This window comes from Enterobacter sp. BIDMC93, from assembly GCF_001037805.1.
Classification (GTDB): Bacteria; Pseudomonadota; Gammaproteobacteria; order Enterobacterales; family Enterobacteriaceae; genus Enterobacter; species Enterobacter hormaechei_C.
Map to the genome: position 1 here is coordinate 3,070,445 of NZ_KQ089962.1, position 16,090 is coordinate 3,086,534.

Below are 16,090 nucleotides of genomic sequence, written 5' to 3' on the forward strand. Positions count from 1 at the left end.
TTCCCTATTTTACGGGTTACGCCTCCCGCTGAATTTCAGTTAACTCTGATTATGGCGCGGGTTTGCGGGGAAAATGGCCCCAAGGACGCTCGCCTCCAGCGCACCGGTTACGGAGGGTAAATTCCCCGGCAGACCGGCAACCGTACGCCAGGCAAGCCAGGCGAAGGCCAGCGCTTCCATATCGTCTCCGCTGATCCCGGCTTCATCAGTGGTCGTGACTTCGGTGCCTGGCAGCAAGGCGGCGAGGCGTGCCATCACCAGCGGGTTGCGGCTTCCGCCTCCGCATACCAGCAAGCGCTCACATCCGCCGCTCAGCAACACCTGTTCAGAAATCGATACCGCGGTGAGCTCCGTCAGCGTAGCCTGCACATCCTGAGGCGCAAGGCCGGGGAAGCGCGCCAGCTGACGTTCAAGCCAGCCGTAGTTGAAATATTCCCGCCCCGTGCTTTTCGGCGCGGGCAGAGCAAAGAAAGGATCGCTTAACAGGGTTTGCAGCAAGGGAAGGATCACTTTCCCCTGGCTGGCCCACTGCGCGTCTTTGTCGTAGGCTTTGCCGCTCTGACGCCAGATCCAGGCATCCATCAGCATATTACCGGGTCCGGTATCGTACCCCCGCACGGGCTGCCCGGGAATAAGCATCGACAGGTTGGCGATCCCGCCGATGTTCAGGACCATCCTGCGCTCTACCGGGTGCGCCAGCAGCGCCTGATGAAATGCCGGAACCAGCGGCGCCCCCTGCCCGCCGAGGGCCATATCGCGACGACGGAAATCACCCACCACCGTCACGCCGGTTTTTGCCACAATCTGGTTGTTATCGCCAATTTGCATCGTGTGCGGCGCCTCGCCGACAGGTTCATGCCAGACGGTCTGCCCATGGCAACCTATTGCCACGATATCCTGCGGGTGGAGTCTTTCCTGCTGCATCAGGGCCAGTACCGCCTCAGCAAACAGCGCCCCCAGACGCACATCCAGTTGGCCCAGTTGGGAAAGCGTCAGCTGTTGTCCCTGGCAGATGTTCAGGATCTCTTCTTTTAACGAGACAGGAATAGGCCAGGTCAGGCTTGCCTGCTGCGCCACCATGTTTTCATCAATGGCGGCCAGAACGACATCCACACCGTCAAGACTGGTACCAGACATCACACCGATATAGCGACCCGATTTCATGCGCTTTCCTTACGTTACATGGGCTAAGTGCAAACACTCCATCATAAATAACGCGGCTTTGCTATGCGGTGATAATATTTTTTAACAATCTCAGACCTGTAGCACAGACGGTTTTTGTTTATGTCCCGTTAAGCCCTGTTGAAGTAAAATTTATCTATTCGGCATGCAAAGATATGAACTGTGGTCAGGAATGCCATATAATTTAGCCATAACGGATGCCCCAACCGGGCGTTTTTTGGTGAACAGGAGAGTCAAATGATTTTACGTGTACTGGGCGTTTCGCTGATTGGTTTAACACTGGCGGGTTGTGTGAATGACAGTTCACTCTCCGGCGACGTATATAGTGCTTCTGAAGCTAAACAGGTACAGAACGTGACATACGGTACTATCGTTAATGCCCGTCCTGTTCAGATTCAGGGTGGCGATGACACGAACGTGGTGGGCGCAATCGGTGGTGCTGTGCTGGGTGGTTTCCTGGGTAATACCATTGGCGGCGGCACCGGACGTTCTCTGGCTACCGCAGCGGGCGCAGTTGCAGGCGGCGTAGCGGGTCAGGGCGTTCAGGGTGCGATGAACAAAACTCAGGGCGTTGAGCTGGAAATCCGTAAAGACGATGGCAGCACCATTATGGTTGTGCAGAAACAGGGTAACACCCGCTTCTCTGCTGGCCAGCGTGTTGTACTGGCAAGCAACGGCAGCCAGGTTACCGTCTCCCCGCGCTAATATCCTGATGGATGTGGTCTGTTCAGACCGCATCCATTTAACAAAATCATCGTCTCCAACAATATATTTGCACAATACATTCACACAGTGAATTATTCATTTCATCTATTTTTGTCCGTGCGCAAAGTATTTTTTATTTCCCTCACTTAAACTCTTCGCAATCTCTTTTCTTTTTTAATTTTTAAATTCTCTATGCTTGCGATCTGTCGATTTGTAAAGAACCGCTTTGTGGCCTTCGCGCTTGGATGCATTGTTATCATTGCCGTATTACAAGCTTTTTTTATAAAACTTGTTGAATGGGTTCCTTCGTTTTCACCTTTGTTTTTCCCTACGCTGACGATATTTCTTCTGGTGTTTCATCTGTTTATTGCCTGTTTTATGGCAATGAAATACTGGTGCGACAGAAGGCGATTATATCTTGTTCCCATTGCCCTGGCCTTTGCCGGCTCAGCGTTATTGATGGTGGGGACTCTGTCCAGCTTCCCGGCCTGGCTTGATCTCTATCAGTTCAACGTGGCGAACTATAATGACGCCATGATTTTCTATATGTTCCGCCACTTTTTAATGGCGGTGCTGATAATCATCTCGGCATTGCTGTATACCCTGCGTACGTCCGCTCTCTCACGAAGCACCCACATCGGTATCGTTGTCGGCGCCTCGCTCTTTACGGGCAGTATGCTTGGGCTGGCATTGTTCTATTCCAGCCATTCAACCCTGCTCACACTGGACCTGGTAGACAATGAAACCCGACAGTTTATGGTTCTCTGGAGCCAGGCGATTAATATTATTTTGATCGTCCTTTGGGTAGTAACGTTAATCACCCTGATGGCCATTACCCGCGTGAGGAATTTGTTTTGGGTCGGCGGCAATTTTTTATGCGTCTGTTATATCGTCACCCTGCTCATGCTATTGTTAGGCGGACACGCTGAAGATATTTCATGGTACCGGGCACGGTTATTCGAAACTGTCGCTACATTAATCATTATCTTCATCTTACTTTCCGATGTATTTAATTTGTATCGTGACTCGCATGTAAAATATCAGGAGTCTTATCAAAACTCGATCCGCGATCCCCTCACCCGTCTGTATAATCGTAGCTATTTCTATGATTCATTAAACCACGCGCTGAGTACAGCAACCCTGGCGCACCCGGTATCGGTGATCGTGAGCGATCTTGACCGTTTCAAACGCATTAACGACTGCTACGGCCATTTGCAGGGGGATAAGGTTTTACAGTTTGTCTCAAACCTGTTGACCGATTCAGTGCGACCGCAGGATATCGCAGCGCGGATCGGCGGCGAAGAATTTGTGCTCATGCTGACAAATACCCCTTCCGATCTTGCGCAACAGGTTGCCGAACGCATACGTCTCAAATTGAGCGGTTTCGACAACGTTAGCAGCGGCGGTTATCTCCCGGAACCGATAACTATCAGTATGGGGGTATTCACCGCCACCTCGCCGGAGACCAGCGCTGAAACCTGTGTGGAAAGCGCGGATAAAGCCATGTACGAGGCAAAAGAGACGGGCCGCAACCGGGTGGTGGTGTTCAGAACATGACAGAGGCCTTGCACCAGCAAGGCCTGTAAACAACGTCAGTCGCGCGACTGTAAATCGTGGATGTTTTGCTCAAGACGGGCGATGAGTCCGATCAGCATTTCCAGCTCAGCGGGGGAAATACCGGCCAGGATCTCCCCTCGCGTTTTACTGATGACGGTTTCCATCTCAGTGATAATCGGGGCCGCTTTTTCCGTCAATTTGATCCGCTTGGCGCGACGGTCGCTGGCGCAGGTTTGTCGGGAGATGAGTCCCTTCTCTTCCAGCTGGTCAAGGGTACGCACCAGAGACGGCTGCTCAATTCCAATCGCTTTTGCCAGTTGGATCTGTGACTGATCGGGCGGGAGCTGATGAATGTTATGCAGCGTAACCCAGTGCGTCTGCGTAAGTTCCAGAGGTTTCAGGCGATGGTCAATCAGAGCACGCCAGATGCGTACCAACCTTGCCAGATCAGAACCTAATGGCGATTCCAATTTCATCTCCTTATAATTAGCTTGCTAAGTGATTATAGTGATTTTAGAATAGTTTGCAGTATTTGTATTGCCAAAACAAATGCAATCACGGTATTCATCATTCCTTAAAGGATGATTTACACTGAATGGTAATGCGCCATCGCATTGAAATCTGCCAATGTGGCCCTCATTCCACCGCAAAGGATCGCTGCTTGTGACGTTGTTTTCCTTCTCCGCAGGGTTGCCCCTCCAGGATTTGATTGTTGGCGCATCGGTCTACTTTCCGCCACTGTTTAAAGCCGTGATGGTCGGTTTTGTAATCTGGCTCATTGCGCATCGTCTGCTGCGCGACTGGATGTATTCTGGTGAAATCTGGCACCCGATGTTAATGGATCTCTCCCTGTTTACCCTCTCCGTCTGTCTTGGCCTTGCCGTGTTAACCGTGTGGTGAGAATAGCATTGAAAACGTTAAAATATTTTTCCACTCTTTTCGTTTTAGCGCTGGCGGTGATGGCCGGCTGGTGGCTCTGGAATTATTACATGCAGTCGCCCTGGACGCGTGACGGCAAGATCCGCGCGGAACAGGTTAGCATCACGCCACAGGTGTCCGGCAGTATCAGCGCGCTGCTGGTGAAGGACAACCAGTACGTTCATGCGGGCGATGTGCTATTCCGCATCGACGAGACCCCTTTCCACATTGCGGTGCTTAATGCCCAGGCGCAGCTCGCAAAAGCTCAATCAGATCTGGCAAAAGCCAATAACGAAGCCGAACGCCGCCGCCATCTGTCGAGAAATTACATCTCTGCGGAGGATCTCGATACCGCCAATATCAATGTAAAAGCCATGCAGGCCAGCCTGAAGGTTGCAGAGGCAACGCTGAAACAGGCCGAGTGGCAACTGACCCAGACCGTGGTCAAAGCCCCGGTGGATGGATGGATCACGAGCCTGTCTACCCGTGTGGGTGATTACGCCACCACAGGCCAGCCGGTCTTCGCCCTGGTCGATAGCCACTCTTTCTATGTTGTAGGTTATTTTGAAGAGACCAAGCTGCGCCATATCCGCGAGGGAGCGCCTGCCCGGATCACGCTTTACAGCGGCGCAGAAACGTTACAGGGTCACGTTAGCAGCATAGGTCGGGCAATATACGATCAGAGCGTGGAAACCGATTCTGGCCTGGTGCCTGACATTAAACCCAACGTCCCGTGGGTGCGCCTGGCTCAGCGGGTGCCTGTTCGCGTCGAGTTTGATCAACTGCCGAAAGACATTACCCTGGTCTCTGGCACAACCTGCACCGTCGCCATCGGATCGCGATGATGAACCTGGGGGCTTTCTCCTGGCGCAATACGCCGTGGATAAAAGCGACACGGCCGCAGTGGCGTTACGCGCTGCGCAACGGCATCGCCATGTGCCTTGCGCTTACGGTTGCCTATTATCTGAATCTGGATGAGCCTTACTGGGCGATGACCTCTGCGGCGGTCGTCAGCTTCCCTACCGTCGGGGGCGTTATCAGTAAAAGCCTCGGGCGCGTGGCGGGTAGCCTGCTGGGGGCAACCGCCGCACTGCTTCTTGCCGGCCATACCCTGAACGATCCCTGGCTCTTTCTGTTAAGCATGTCGGCATGGCTGGGGCTGTGTACCTGGGCCTGCGCCCATTTTACCAATAACGTTGCCTATGCGTTTCAGCTGGCGGGTTACACCGCGGCCATTATCGCCTTTCCGGTCGTCAACGTGCTGGATACCACCGAGCTGTGGGATATCGCCCAGGCACGCGTGTGTGAAGTGATGGTCGGCATTCTGTGCGGAGGCGTCATGATGATGATCCTGCCCAGTACCTCAGATGGCACTACGCTTATCACCGCCCTTAAAACGATGCACGCACGTTTGCTGGAACATGCCAGCCTGCTCTGGCAGCCTGACAGCAGCGATGACATCCGCCTCGCGCACGAAAAGGTCATCGGCCAGATCCTGACCATGAACCTGTTGCGCATCCAGGCTTTCTGGAGCCACTACCGTTTTCGTCGCCAGAACACGCTTCTGAACTATTTACTGCACCAGCAATTGCGGATGACGAGCGCGATCTCGAGCCTTCGCCGGATGTTGCTGAACTGGCCTGCACCGCCAGCCCATACCCGGGAGATTATCGAGGCGCTGCTCGCCGCTCTTGCGCGTCCGGATGCCGATATCTATACCGTGGCCCGCATTATCGCGCCGCTCGCCCCAACGGATGAATATGACTACAGGCATCGTGCCTTCTGGCAGCGTCTGAACTATTTCTGCCGCCTGTATCTGCGTAGCAGCCGCTGGTTAAAAGCCGTCGAAAATGCCACGCCCGTCACCGAATTTTCCGTTCCCGGTAGTCCTGCTCTGGCGCGCCATACCGACGCAATGGAGGCGCTGTGGAGCGGTTTTCGTACGTTTTGTGCGTTGACGGCCGTGGGCGCATGGGCCATCACCACGCAATGGGATGCGGGCAGTGCGGCCCTGACGCTTGCGGCAATCAGCTGCGTGCTCTATTCCGTCGCCGCTTCCCCCTTTAATTCCCTTACGCTTCTGCTGCGTACGCTGGTACTGCTGTCGCTATTCAGCTTCGTGGTGAAATTTGGTTTGATGGTGCAGATAACCGACCTCTGGCAATTTCTGCTGTTTCTCTTCCCGCTATTAACCACCATGCAGTTGCTCAAACTGCAAATGCCTAAACTGGCCGGTCTGTGGGGTCAGTTGATTGTTTTTATGGGCTCATTTATCTCTGTAACGAATCCACCGGTTTACGATTACGCTGATTTTCTCAACGACAACCTGGCGAAGATCCTCGGCGTGGGGCTGGCGTGGCTGGCTTTCGCTGTGCTACGCCCGGGCTCGGACGCGCGTAAAAGCCGCAGGCATATTCGGGAGTTGCGCAGGGGTTTTGTCGATCAGCTGAGCCGCAGGCCACATCTGCGCGAAAGCGAGTATGAATCGCTGGTTTACCATCATGTCAGCCAGCTGAACAACAGCCAGGATTCACTCTCCCGTCGCTGGCTGCTGCGCTGGGGCGTGGTGCTGTTAAACTGTTCGCACGTGGTGTGGCAACTGCGCGCCTGGGAGACGCGTTCCGATCCGCTGTCGCAGGTCCGTGATAACTGTATTTCCATGCTCCGAGATGTGATGAGCGAGCGCGGGGTGCAGCAGCGCCCCCTGAGCGTCACGCTCGCCGAGCTTCAGCGTATTTGCGACGCGCTGGCGCACCATCATCAGCCTGCGGCCCGCGATCTGGCGTCCATTATCTGGCGGCTGCACTGCTCCCTGTCACAGCTGGAACAGGCGCCGCCACCCGGAACGATTGGCGATCAGATCACCCCGCAGGCATAGCGCGCCCCGCCGCCGCCAAGCGGTTTAGGCTGATCGGACATGTTATCGCCGCCCACGTGGACCATCAGCGCCTTGCCTTTGACCTCGTCAAGCTTTTTGAGTCGTGGCGCCACAACCGGATCGGTGGCTTTACCATCGTTATTTACCACCAGCACCGGCAGATCGCCGAGGTGCCCCATCCCTTCCGGGCCTTCATGCTTACCGGAGTTGTGCGGGTCGAGATGCCCCCCTGCGGCTTCCGCAGCTGTTGGTTTCCCCTCTTTCATTGCGGGTTGACAGCTGCCTTTGGCATGAACGTGAAAACCATGTTCGCCGGGTGGAAGAGCCTTGAGATCGGGAGCAAATTCCAGCCCTTTATCGGTTTCGGTGATTTTCACCGTCCCGATGGACTGGCCTACCCCCTGAGAAGTGACGAGATTCATTTCAACGTCCTCGCTGGCTGCCTGCGCACCTGCACAAACAACCAGCGTGACCATTGCCAGAGCAAAACGCTTCATAAGACCTCCACGGGTTATTTTTTGCACCTTAAGTCTATACCAGCGGCGCAGATTTCACCGGAAAGTCAGGTACAGGCGTGCTCAGGGTACGTCGTAGCCCAGCGCCGCCTTGCGGATGCGGAACCACTGCTGACGCGTCATATCCAGCTCCTCAGCCACAAGCGCAGCGCGGACGCGCTCAATTTTGCCGGAGCCAATAATTGGCAGCGGTTTAGACGGCAGGCACAGGATCCAGGCGTAAACCACCTGCTCGATACTCTCCGCATTCAGTTCGCGCGCCACCGTTTCAAGCTCGTTACGCAGCGGCTGGAATGCCTCATCGTTAAACAGGCGGCCGCCTCCCAGACAGGACCATGCCATTGGACGGATGCGCAGCTGTTGCAGTTGGTCGAGCGTGCCATCTAGCAGCAGCGGCTGATGAACAGGCGAGATCTCCACCTGATTCGTCGCCAGCGTAAACGGCAGGCGAGACTGCAATAGCGCAAACTGTGCCGGGGTGAAGTTAGACACGCCAAAATGGCGCACTTTGCCGCTCTGGTGCAGCGTCAGGAAGGCTTCCGCGACCTCATCCGCATCCATCAACGGATCGGGTCGGTGGATCAGCAGCAGGTCGATACGATCGGTGGCCAGGTTAATCAGTGACTGCTCGGCGCTTTTAACGATATGCGCGCTGTCAGTGATGTAATGCCCAAGCGCATGCTCCGGTTTTGCTGTGGTGGCAATACCGCATTTGGTCACAATCTCCATACGTTCACGCAGCGCCGGCGCACGCTTCAGCGCTTCGCCAAAGGCAGCCTCGCACTGATAGCCGCCATAAATATCAGCGTGATCGACGGTGGTGATCCCGAGATCGAGATGCTCTTCTATAAAGTCCGCCAGCTGGACCGGAGACATATTCCAGTCCATAAGGCGCCAGTAGCCCATAACAAATCGGGAGAATTCCGGGCCCTGCGGGGCAAGGGTAATACGCTGAACCATAACATTTTCCTCAAGGAAGTCATGTCACCAGTATACGCAATTACCCTGCTAAAACAGTGAAGGTTGCTGAGGTTCTACGCTTTCAACCGCTTTGTTTGCACGAATTTTACGCAGCAGACGCTGTCGACAGAGCCGTAAGACCTCCTGCTTTTGCGCGTCGCTGAAATTTTGCCAGTTAAAACGTTCATCGCGCGTGCGCATGCAGCCACGACAGTATCCTCGTTCATCTACCTGGCAAATACCCCGGCACGGGCTCTGGACAGGGAAAAACTCCAGTTGCTCTGCCACACCTACCTCCAGAACGTCATTATTCCCTACAGTGAAGACCCTAAATGGCTTGCATGCAAGGATGTCCGCCACAAACAGAGCATTAAGGTTTCGCTAATCTTCCCTTCTTATACTCGCCGCATTGATATAACGAATGGTCTGGTCATCATGTGGTTCACTAAAAAGTTACACTGTAACGATATAAAATTTACTCTGGGCTGTGCACTTTTCTTCACCGTACTGAATGCACTGTTTATCCAGCGCAGCTGGTCAATCATTGCGCCTGCGCATCTGCACGATCTCCTGTTTGCTGCCAGCGTGCCGCTGGTGCTGTTCTGCGGCTGGGTGATTGTCTTCAGCCTGCTGAATATTCCCTTTGTTCGCAAGCCGCTCATGATTGTCCTGACCCTGGGATGCGCCGCCGCAACCTGGTTTATGTATACCTATGGCACGGTTATCGATCAGAACATGATTGTTAACGTGTTCGAAACTAATTCCCAGGAAGCGACTGCCCTGGTGACGCCGCAGATGATCCTGTGGCTGGTCGTTGCGGGTCTGGTTCCATCGATTATTTTAGCCCTGACGCGCATTCGCACCGGAAAATGGTGGTATGCCCTCCTGACGCGTGTCGCCGCTATGCTGGGTGCGCTGCTGGTGATCATCCTGGTCGCGGCGGTGTTTTATAAAGACTATGCTTCGCTGTTCCGCAATAACAAAAGCATCGTCAAAATGGTCACCCCGGCGAATTACGTGAGCGCCGTGGTGAAATACAGCAAAATGCGCTGGTTTGCCGGCGACCAGACGCTGGTCCGCATTGGCGAGGATGCTCATAAAGGCGCGCTGATTTCCAGCCAACGCAAGAAAACCGTGCTGATTGTGGTGGTGGGCGAAGCCTCCCGCGCCGCAAACTACTCGTTAAATGGTTACCCGCGTGAAACCAACCCCGAGCTGAAAAAGCAGGATGTCATCAACTTCCCCCAGGCCTCCTCCTGTGGCACGGAAACCGCCGTTTCCGTCCCCTGCATGTTCTCCGGCATGACGCGGAAAAAATATGACGCGGACCTCGCCCATCACCAGGAAGGTCTGCTCGATGTACTTAACCATGCCGGTTTCAACCTGCTGTGGCGCGACAACGACGGCGGGTGTAAAGGCGCCTGCGACCGCGTGCCGCACACGGACATGACCCAGTGGAAACTGGATCAGTTCTGTAAGGACAAATCCTGTATCGACGACGTCAACCTCTACCGTCTGGACAACGTACTGGATGGAATAAAGCAGGATACGGTTCTGGTTATTCATCTGATGGGCAGCCACGGTCCGGCCTACTACAATCGTTATCCGGACAGCTTTCGCAAGTTCACCCCAACCTGCGATACCAATGAAATTCAGGATTGCGATCATCAGTCGCTGATCAATACCTATGACAACTCGATTTTGTATACCGACAGCGTGGTCAGCCGAACCATCGACGCGCTAAAAGCCCGGCAGGCCAACATGAACACGGCGCTCATTTACCTCTCCGATCACGGTGAATCGCTGGGCGAAAGCGGAATTTACCTGCACGGTACGCCGTATATGCTGGCCCCGGAGCAGCAAACGCATATTCCGTTTATGTTCTGGCTCTCCCCGGATTATGCGAAAAACTTCGGCGTAAACACGGATTGCCTGCGTGACCATGCCGCAAAAGAGGCGGTTTCACAGGACAATTTATTCGCCACCGTTCTGGGCATGATGGACGTGAAATCAGCGGTTTATCAACCGCAGCTGGATATTCTGTCGCAATGTCGTCGCTAAGCGGGCTTGCATTAGACCGAACGGTCTATTAGAGTAAGGGCATGAGCAGACACACTGAACACGATACACGAGAACATTTGCTGGCTACCGGCGAGCGCCTTTGCATGCATCGCGGGTTTACCGGTATGGGGCTGAGCGAGTTGTTAAAAACCGCTGAAGTACCTAAGGGATCGTTTTATCACTATTTTCGATCCAAAGAGGCGTTTGGCGTTGCCATGCTGGAGCGGCACTACGCCAGCTACCATCAGCGCCTGGCAACCCACTTCGCCAGCGGTGAAGGTGACTACCGGGATCGTGTTCTGAACTACTATCAGGAAACGCTGACGCAGTTCTGTCAGCAGGGCATCATCAGCGGCTGCCTGACGGTAAAACTGTCTGCCGAAGTGTGCGATCTCTCCGAAGATATGCGCACCGCAATGGATAAAGGGGCCAGCGGCGTTATTGCCCTGTTGGCTCAGGCGCTGGAGAGCGGGCGCAATGAAAAAACGCTCTCCTTCTCCGGCGATCCGCTCACGCAGGCACAGGTGCTCTATTCCCTCTGGTTAGGCGCCAACCTGCAAGCAAAAATGTCTCGCAGCGCCGTGCCGCTCGAAAGCGCGCTGGCGCATGTGAAAAACTGTATTACCGCGCCTGGCGTGTAGCCGGCGTTTTTATTTACCCTTTTACTAGTCGACTGGTCTACTCAGGAGCCGTTATGTCCGCTGAAAAGCTGTTTACCCCACTGAAAGTGGGTGCCGTTACTGCCCCAAACCGCGTGTTTATGGCCCCACTTACCCGTCTGCGCAGCATCGAGCCGGGCGATATCCCAACGCCATTGATGGGTGAGTATTACCGTCAGCGCGCCAGCTCGGGCCTGATTATCTCCGAAGCCACGCAGATTTCTGCCCAGGCAAAAGGCTACGCCGGTGCACCGGGTCTGCACAGCCCGGAACAGATCGCCGCGTGGAAAAAAATCACCGCAGGCGTGCATGCTGAAGATGGCCGTATTGCGGTTCAGCTGTGGCACACCGGTCGTATCTCACACAGCAGCATCCAGCCTGGCGGTCAGGCGCCGGTTTCTGCCTCTGCCCTGAACGCCAATACCCGCACTTCCCTGCGCGATGAAAACGGTAATGCGATCCGCGTCGACACCACCACGCCACGCGCGCTGGAGCTGGACGAGATCCCGGGTATCGTGAATGATTTCCGTCAGGCCGTCGCCAACGCCCGGGAAGCGGGCTTCGACCTGGTTGAGCTTCACTCTGCGCACGGTTACCTGCTGCATCAGTTCCTGTCCCCGTCTTCCAACCAGCGTACCGACCAGTACGGCGGCAGCGTTGAAAACCGCGCGCGTCTGGTGCTTGAAGTGGTGGATGCTGTCTGTAATGAGTGGAGCGCAGACCGCATTGGTATTCGTGTCTCCCCGATCGGTACTTTCCAGAACGTCGACAACGGTCCGAACGAAGAAGCAGACGCGCTGTATCTGATTGAAGAGCTGGCGAAACGCGGTATCGCCTATCTGCACATGTCCGAGCCGGACTGGGCAGGCGGCAAGCCTTACAGTGAAGCCTTCCGTCAGAAAGTGCGCGAGCGCTTCCACGGCGTGATTATCGGGGCGGGTGCGTATACGGCAGAGAAAGCCGAGGATTTGATCGGTAAAGGCCTGATCGACGCCGTGGCCTTTGGCCGTGACTACATTGCTAACCCGGATCTGGTTGCCCGTTTGCAGAAAAAAGCCGAACTGAACCCGCAGCGTCCTGAAAGCTTCTATGGCGGCGGCGCGGAAGGTTATACCGACTACCCTTCACTGTAATCCCGCTTTGTACATTGATAGCGGCGACCTTTCGCCGCTATACTAAAACATCGTTTCTGTTCAAAAAGATAATCCATTCCACTGGTTAATGAGGAAATTATGCGCCTACTTCACACCATGCTGCGCGTTGGCGACCTGCAACGTTCCATCGATTTCTACACTAACGTTCTGGGCATGAAGCTGCTGCGCACCAGCGAAAATCCGGAATATAAATACTCTCTGGCGTTTGTCGGTTACGGCCCGGAATCTGATGAAGCGGTCATCGAGCTGACCTACAACTGGGGCGTGGACAGCTACGAGCTGGGTACAGCTTACGGCCACATCGCGCTGGAGGTGGATAACGCCGCCGAAGCCTGCGAACGTATCCGCAGCAATGGCGGTAACGTCACCCGTGAAGCCGGTCCGGTTAAAGGCGGTACCACCGTAATTGCGTTTGTGGAAGATCCGGACGGTTATAAAATCGAACTGATCGAAGCCAAAGACGCTGGTCGCGGCCTGGGCAATTGATCCCGCAGGGCGCACTATGCGCCCGTTGTTTTGCTGCATCCCCTCTCAAAATTTGCCATAATGCGCACTGCTTTTTCCCCCTTGTAAGAGACCCTGATGTCCGATAACGCTCAATTTACCGGTCTGTGCGACCGTTTTCGTGGTTTTTATCCCGTTGTCATTGATGTTGAAACAGCCGGATTTAACGCTAAAACCGATGCGCTGCTTGAGATTGCCGCCATCACGCTGAAGATGGATGAACAGGGCTGGCTTGTACCGGACACCACGCTGCATTTCCACGTTGAACCCTTTGAAGGGGCAAACTTACAGCCAGAGGCGCTGGCCTTTAACGGTATCGATCCGACAAACCCGCTGCGCGGGGCGGTAAGCGAATACGAGGCGCTGCACGCCATTTTCAAAATGGTGCGCAAAGGCATGAAAGAGAATGACTGTAGCCGCGCCATCATGGTGGCCCACAATGCCACCTTTGATCACAGCTTCACTATGGCTGCCGCCGAGCGTGCCTCGCTCAAGCGTAATCCATTCCATCCGTTTGTGACCTTCGACACCGCCGCGCTGAGCGGCCTGGCGCTGGGGCAAACCGTGCTCTCTAAAGCCTGCATCACGGCGGGTATTGCGTTTGACGGCACCCAGGCGCATTCCGCGTTATACGACACCGAGCGTACGGCGGAGCTGTTCTGTGAGATCGTCAACCGCTGGAAACGTCTCGGCGGCTGGCCGCTGCCGATGGGCGACGAGGCCGATCTTCAATCGTAGGTTGGGTAATCAACAGTCCCACAGGCAAAAAAAAGCGACCAACATAATGTGGTCGCTTTTTTATATCCGCAGAAAACTTACTCTGCGTCCGGCTCTTCGGTTTTATACTTCGCCGCAGTCTCTTTGATCAGCTGTTGCAGTTCGCCGCGCTGATACATTTCAATCAGGATGTCGCATCCGCCGACCAGTTCACCATCAACCCACAGCTGTGGGAAGGTCGGCCAGTTGGCATATTTTGGCAGTTCAGCGCGAATGTCCGGGTTTTGCAGGATATCAACGTAAGCAAAACGCTCACCACAGGCGGACAGCGCCTGAACCGCTTGCGCGGAGAAGCCGCAGCTTGGCAGCTTCGGAGAACCTTTCATGTACAGGAGAATCGGGTTTTCAGCGATCTGGCGCTGAATTTTTTCAATAGTGGTGCTCATGTCTTGCTTCCTTTAACTTCTGTTACGGCATCAGTCTGACATTGTAGCGGGTCAGGCCGACATCGGAAAATAACATTTTTGTCACGTCTAATTATATTATCGCTTATCGCATAAAGTTGCATTGCTAATGTCGTTTATCCCCAGACGAGGTGCGGTTTTGCTTAAGGAGCGAACAGGAGTGCGTCAGAATGATGAATTTTTTTGCACTTGCTAACGAAACATAATTTTTGAATGAAAAATGCTATTAACTTCTTCTGAATTTATGGATTAGAATCGACAGGTTTTGTAAATCTCACGCGGGTATGCATTGTGGCCTGCATTTATCAGGGGACTGCCCAGTGGCGCGGATAACTAAAATCTCGATGACGCTCTGTGCTTTACTGTTTACCACACTCTCATTTACGCCAGCGGCGAACGCCTCTGAACAGGCGCGGCATTCTGCTGTACAAAAATCGCATCTGGCAAAAACCACAGAACGTAAGAAAAAAACCACCAGTAAAACAGTAAAGAAGAAAACCACCGCTCAGACCAAAAAGACCGCCTCCAGTAAACCCAAAACTCTCCGTTCCGGCACGCACAAAACCACCCGCACGACCGCCAGCCTGGTGAATGAAAAATGCACCGTGCGCAAAGGCCATAAAACGAAATGCGCAAAAGTGACGAAGCTGGCTGACGTGCATAAAGCGCGTATGCAGAAAGCGCAAAAAACGGCGATGAACAAACTGATGGGGCAAATAGGTAAACCGTATCGCTGGGGTGGCACCTCTCCGCGCACCGGTTTTGACTGTAGTGGGCTGGTTTATTATGCCTATAAAGATCTGGTGAAGTTTCGCATTCCGCGCACCGCCAATGAGATGTACCATCTGCGCGACGCCGCGCCTGTAAACCGTGGCGAATTGCAAAATGGCGACCTGGTGTTCTTCCGCACCCAGGGACGCGGTACGGCCGATCACGTTGGGGTGTATGTGGGTAACGGTAAATTTATCCAGTCACCGCGCAGCGGTCAGGACATTCAGATCACCTCCCTCAGCGAAGATTACTGGGTGCGCCACTATGTGGGTGCACGCCGCGTGATGACGCCAAAAACCATTCGCTAAACCCTGCCCTGCCGCCTCTGTGGCAGGGTAAGTTCCTCTTTTGCATACCCTTTCAATTTGCTATTCTGTCCTTGTTGTCTGTAGGGTTATTGGCAACGTATAAAACTATAAGGAGAGAAGCAATGTCGTTCGAATTACCTGCACTACCGTATGCAAAAGACGCCCTGGCTCCGCACATTTCCGCGGAAACCCTGGAGTACCATTACGGCAAGCATCACCAGACCTATGTCACCAACCTGAATAACCTGATCAAGGGCACCGATTTTGAAGGCAAAACGCTGGAAGAGATCGTGCGCAGTTCAGACGGTGGCGTATTTAACAACGCCGCTCAGGTGTGGAACCACACCTTCTACTGGCACTGCCTGGCCCCCAACGCAGGCGGAGAACCTGCCGGTGAGCTGGCGGCAGCGATTAACGCCGCGTTCGGCAGTTTCGCGGATTTTAAAGCGAAGTTTACTGACGCAGCCGTTAAAAACTTTGGCTCCGGCTGGACCTGGCTGGTAAAAGAGGCTGATGGCAAACTGGCTATCGTTTCCACCTCTAATGCGGGTACCCCTCTGACCACCAGCGCCACGCCGCTGATGACCGTGGACGTATGGGAACACGCCTATTACATTGATTACCGTAATGCGCGCCCGAACTACCTGGAACACTTCTGGGCACTGGTTAACTGGGAATTTGTTGCGAAGAACTTCGCCGCGTAAGAGACACGCAGAAGGGGCAGCCCTTCTGCGTTT

Annotated in this window: 18 protein-coding genes; 12 read left to right on the forward strand and 6 right to left on the reverse strand. The window is 54.3% G+C overall.

The window, feature by feature from the left end:
* Positions 1-39 precede the first annotated feature (39 nt).
* A complete protein-coding gene (anmK, locus tag SK58_RS14305; RefSeq protein ID WP_047726945.1) occupies positions 40-1,164 on the reverse strand; it encodes an anhydro-N-acetylmuramic acid kinase in 1,125 nt (374 codons plus the stop codon).
* A gap of 255 nt (positions 1,165-1,419) precedes the next feature.
* Here anmK and slyB point away from each other — a divergent pair, with 255 nt between their 5' ends.
* Together slyB and SK58_RS14315 are read left to right on the forward strand one after the other, a co-directional pair.
* On the forward strand, positions 1,420-1,887 hold the full coding sequence (slyB, locus tag SK58_RS14310) for an outer membrane lipoprotein SlyB (RefSeq protein WP_003857604.1): 468 nt from the start codon (positions 1,420-1,422) through the stop codon (positions 1,885-1,887).
* A 192-nt stretch (positions 1,888-2,079) separates the two neighbouring features.
* Complete coding sequence (locus tag SK58_RS14315; RefSeq protein WP_023303565.1) at positions 2,080-3,444, forward strand: sensor domain-containing diguanylate cyclase; 1,365 nt, start codon at positions 2,080-2,082, stop codon at positions 3,442-3,444.
* Between the two features lie 35 nt (positions 3,445-3,479).
* Here the strand turns inward: SK58_RS14315 and slyA are convergent, their stop codons facing one another.
* Positions 3,480-3,920 (reverse strand): transcriptional regulator SlyA, encoded by a 441-nt coding sequence (slyA, locus tag SK58_RS14320; RefSeq protein WP_006808997.1) that lies wholly within the window; start codon positions 3,918-3,920, stop codon positions 3,480-3,482.
* Positions 3,921-4,107: 187 nt separating this feature from the next.
* Here slyA and SK58_RS14325 point away from each other — a divergent pair, with 187 nt between their 5' ends.
* The 3 genes from SK58_RS14325 to SK58_RS14335 are packed head-to-tail and all read left to right on the forward strand — an operon-like array spanning position 4,108 to position 7,240.
* The gene (locus SK58_RS14325; RefSeq protein ID WP_003857607.1) at positions 4,108-4,344 is read left to right on the forward strand and encodes a DUF1656 domain-containing protein; all 237 of its coding nucleotides are present in this window, start codon (positions 4,108-4,110) and stop codon (positions 4,342-4,344) included.
* Positions 4,345-4,346: 2 nt separating this feature from the next.
* Positions 4,347-5,207 (forward strand): efflux RND transporter periplasmic adaptor subunit, encoded by an 861-nt coding sequence (locus tag SK58_RS14330; RefSeq protein WP_026080710.1) that lies wholly within the window; start codon positions 4,347-4,349, stop codon positions 5,205-5,207.
* On the forward strand, positions 5,207-7,240 hold the full coding sequence (locus tag SK58_RS14335) for an FUSC family protein (RefSeq protein ID WP_026080711.1): 2,034 nt from the start codon (positions 5,207-5,209) through the stop codon (positions 7,238-7,240). The genes SK58_RS14330 and SK58_RS14335 overlap by 1 nt, the downstream gene beginning before the upstream one ends.
* On the opposite strand, the gene sodC is transcribed toward SK58_RS14335, so the two are convergent.
* The 3 genes from sodC to SK58_RS14350 form a co-directional block, all read right to left on the reverse strand.
* Positions 7,219-7,737: a superoxide dismutase [Cu-Zn] SodC gene (gene sodC / locus SK58_RS14340; RefSeq protein ID WP_023303563.1), complete on the reverse strand. Its 519-nt coding sequence runs from the start codon at positions 7,735-7,737 to the stop codon at positions 7,219-7,221. The genes SK58_RS14335 and sodC overlap by 22 nt on opposite strands.
* Positions 7,738-7,818: 81 nt before the next feature.
* Positions 7,819-8,715, reverse strand: coding sequence for an aldo/keto reductase (locus SK58_RS14345; protein ID WP_017693550.1), 897 nt, complete (start codon positions 8,713-8,715; stop codon positions 7,819-7,821).
* A 48-nt stretch (positions 8,716-8,763) separates the two neighbouring features.
* Positions 8,764-9,003, reverse strand: a complete 240-nt coding sequence (locus SK58_RS14350; RefSeq protein ID WP_032619785.1) for a DUF1289 domain-containing protein — start codon at positions 9,001-9,003, stop codon at positions 8,764-8,766.
* A gap of 147 nt (positions 9,004-9,150) precedes the next feature.
* Here SK58_RS14350 and eptA point away from each other — a divergent pair, with 147 nt between their 5' ends.
* From eptA to rnt, 5 genes are all read left to right on the forward strand, one after another.
* Positions 9,151-10,776 (forward strand): phosphoethanolamine transferase EptA, encoded by a 1,626-nt coding sequence (gene eptA, locus SK58_RS14355; protein WP_045329740.1) that lies wholly within the window; start codon positions 9,151-9,153, stop codon positions 10,774-10,776.
* Between the two features lie 41 nt (positions 10,777-10,817).
* Positions 10,818-11,417 carry a TetR/AcrR family transcriptional regulator gene (locus SK58_RS14360; protein WP_017384602.1) on the forward strand — a complete coding sequence of 200 codons (600 nt, stop codon included), beginning with the start codon at positions 10,818-10,820 and terminating at the stop codon, positions 11,415-11,417.
* A gap of 53 nt (positions 11,418-11,470) precedes the next feature.
* A complete protein-coding gene (locus tag SK58_RS14365; RefSeq protein ID WP_023299948.1) occupies positions 11,471-12,568 on the forward strand; it encodes an alkene reductase in 1,098 nt (365 codons plus the stop codon).
* A gap of 99 nt (positions 12,569-12,667) precedes the next feature.
* Positions 12,668-13,075, forward strand: coding sequence for a lactoylglutathione lyase (gene gloA, locus SK58_RS14370; RefSeq protein ID WP_003857623.1), 408 nt, complete (start codon positions 12,668-12,670; stop codon positions 13,073-13,075).
* Between the two features lie 96 nt (positions 13,076-13,171).
* Positions 13,172-13,831, forward strand: a complete 660-nt coding sequence (gene rnt, locus SK58_RS14375; RefSeq protein WP_003857625.1) for a ribonuclease T — start codon at positions 13,172-13,174, stop codon at positions 13,829-13,831.
* A gap of 77 nt (positions 13,832-13,908) precedes the next feature.
* On the opposite strand, the gene grxD is transcribed toward rnt, so the two are convergent.
* Positions 13,909-14,256 carry a monothiol glutaredoxin 4 gene (gene grxD / locus SK58_RS14380; protein WP_003832760.1) on the reverse strand — a complete coding sequence of 116 codons (348 nt, stop codon included), beginning with the start codon at positions 14,254-14,256 and terminating at the stop codon, positions 13,909-13,911.
* Positions 14,257-14,594: 338 nt separating this feature from the next.
* Between grxD and SK58_RS14385 the strand changes: the two genes are divergently transcribed.
* Together SK58_RS14385 and sodB are read left to right on the forward strand one after the other, a co-directional pair.
* A complete protein-coding gene (locus SK58_RS14385; RefSeq protein WP_017384605.1) occupies positions 14,595-15,353 on the forward strand; it encodes a C40 family peptidase in 759 nt (252 codons plus the stop codon).
* A gap of 122 nt (positions 15,354-15,475) precedes the next feature.
* Positions 15,476-16,057: a superoxide dismutase [Fe] gene (gene sodB, locus SK58_RS14390; protein WP_017384606.1), complete on the forward strand. Its 582-nt coding sequence runs from the start codon at positions 15,476-15,478 to the stop codon at positions 16,055-16,057.
* The last annotated feature ends 33 nt before the right edge of the window (positions 16,058-16,090 follow it).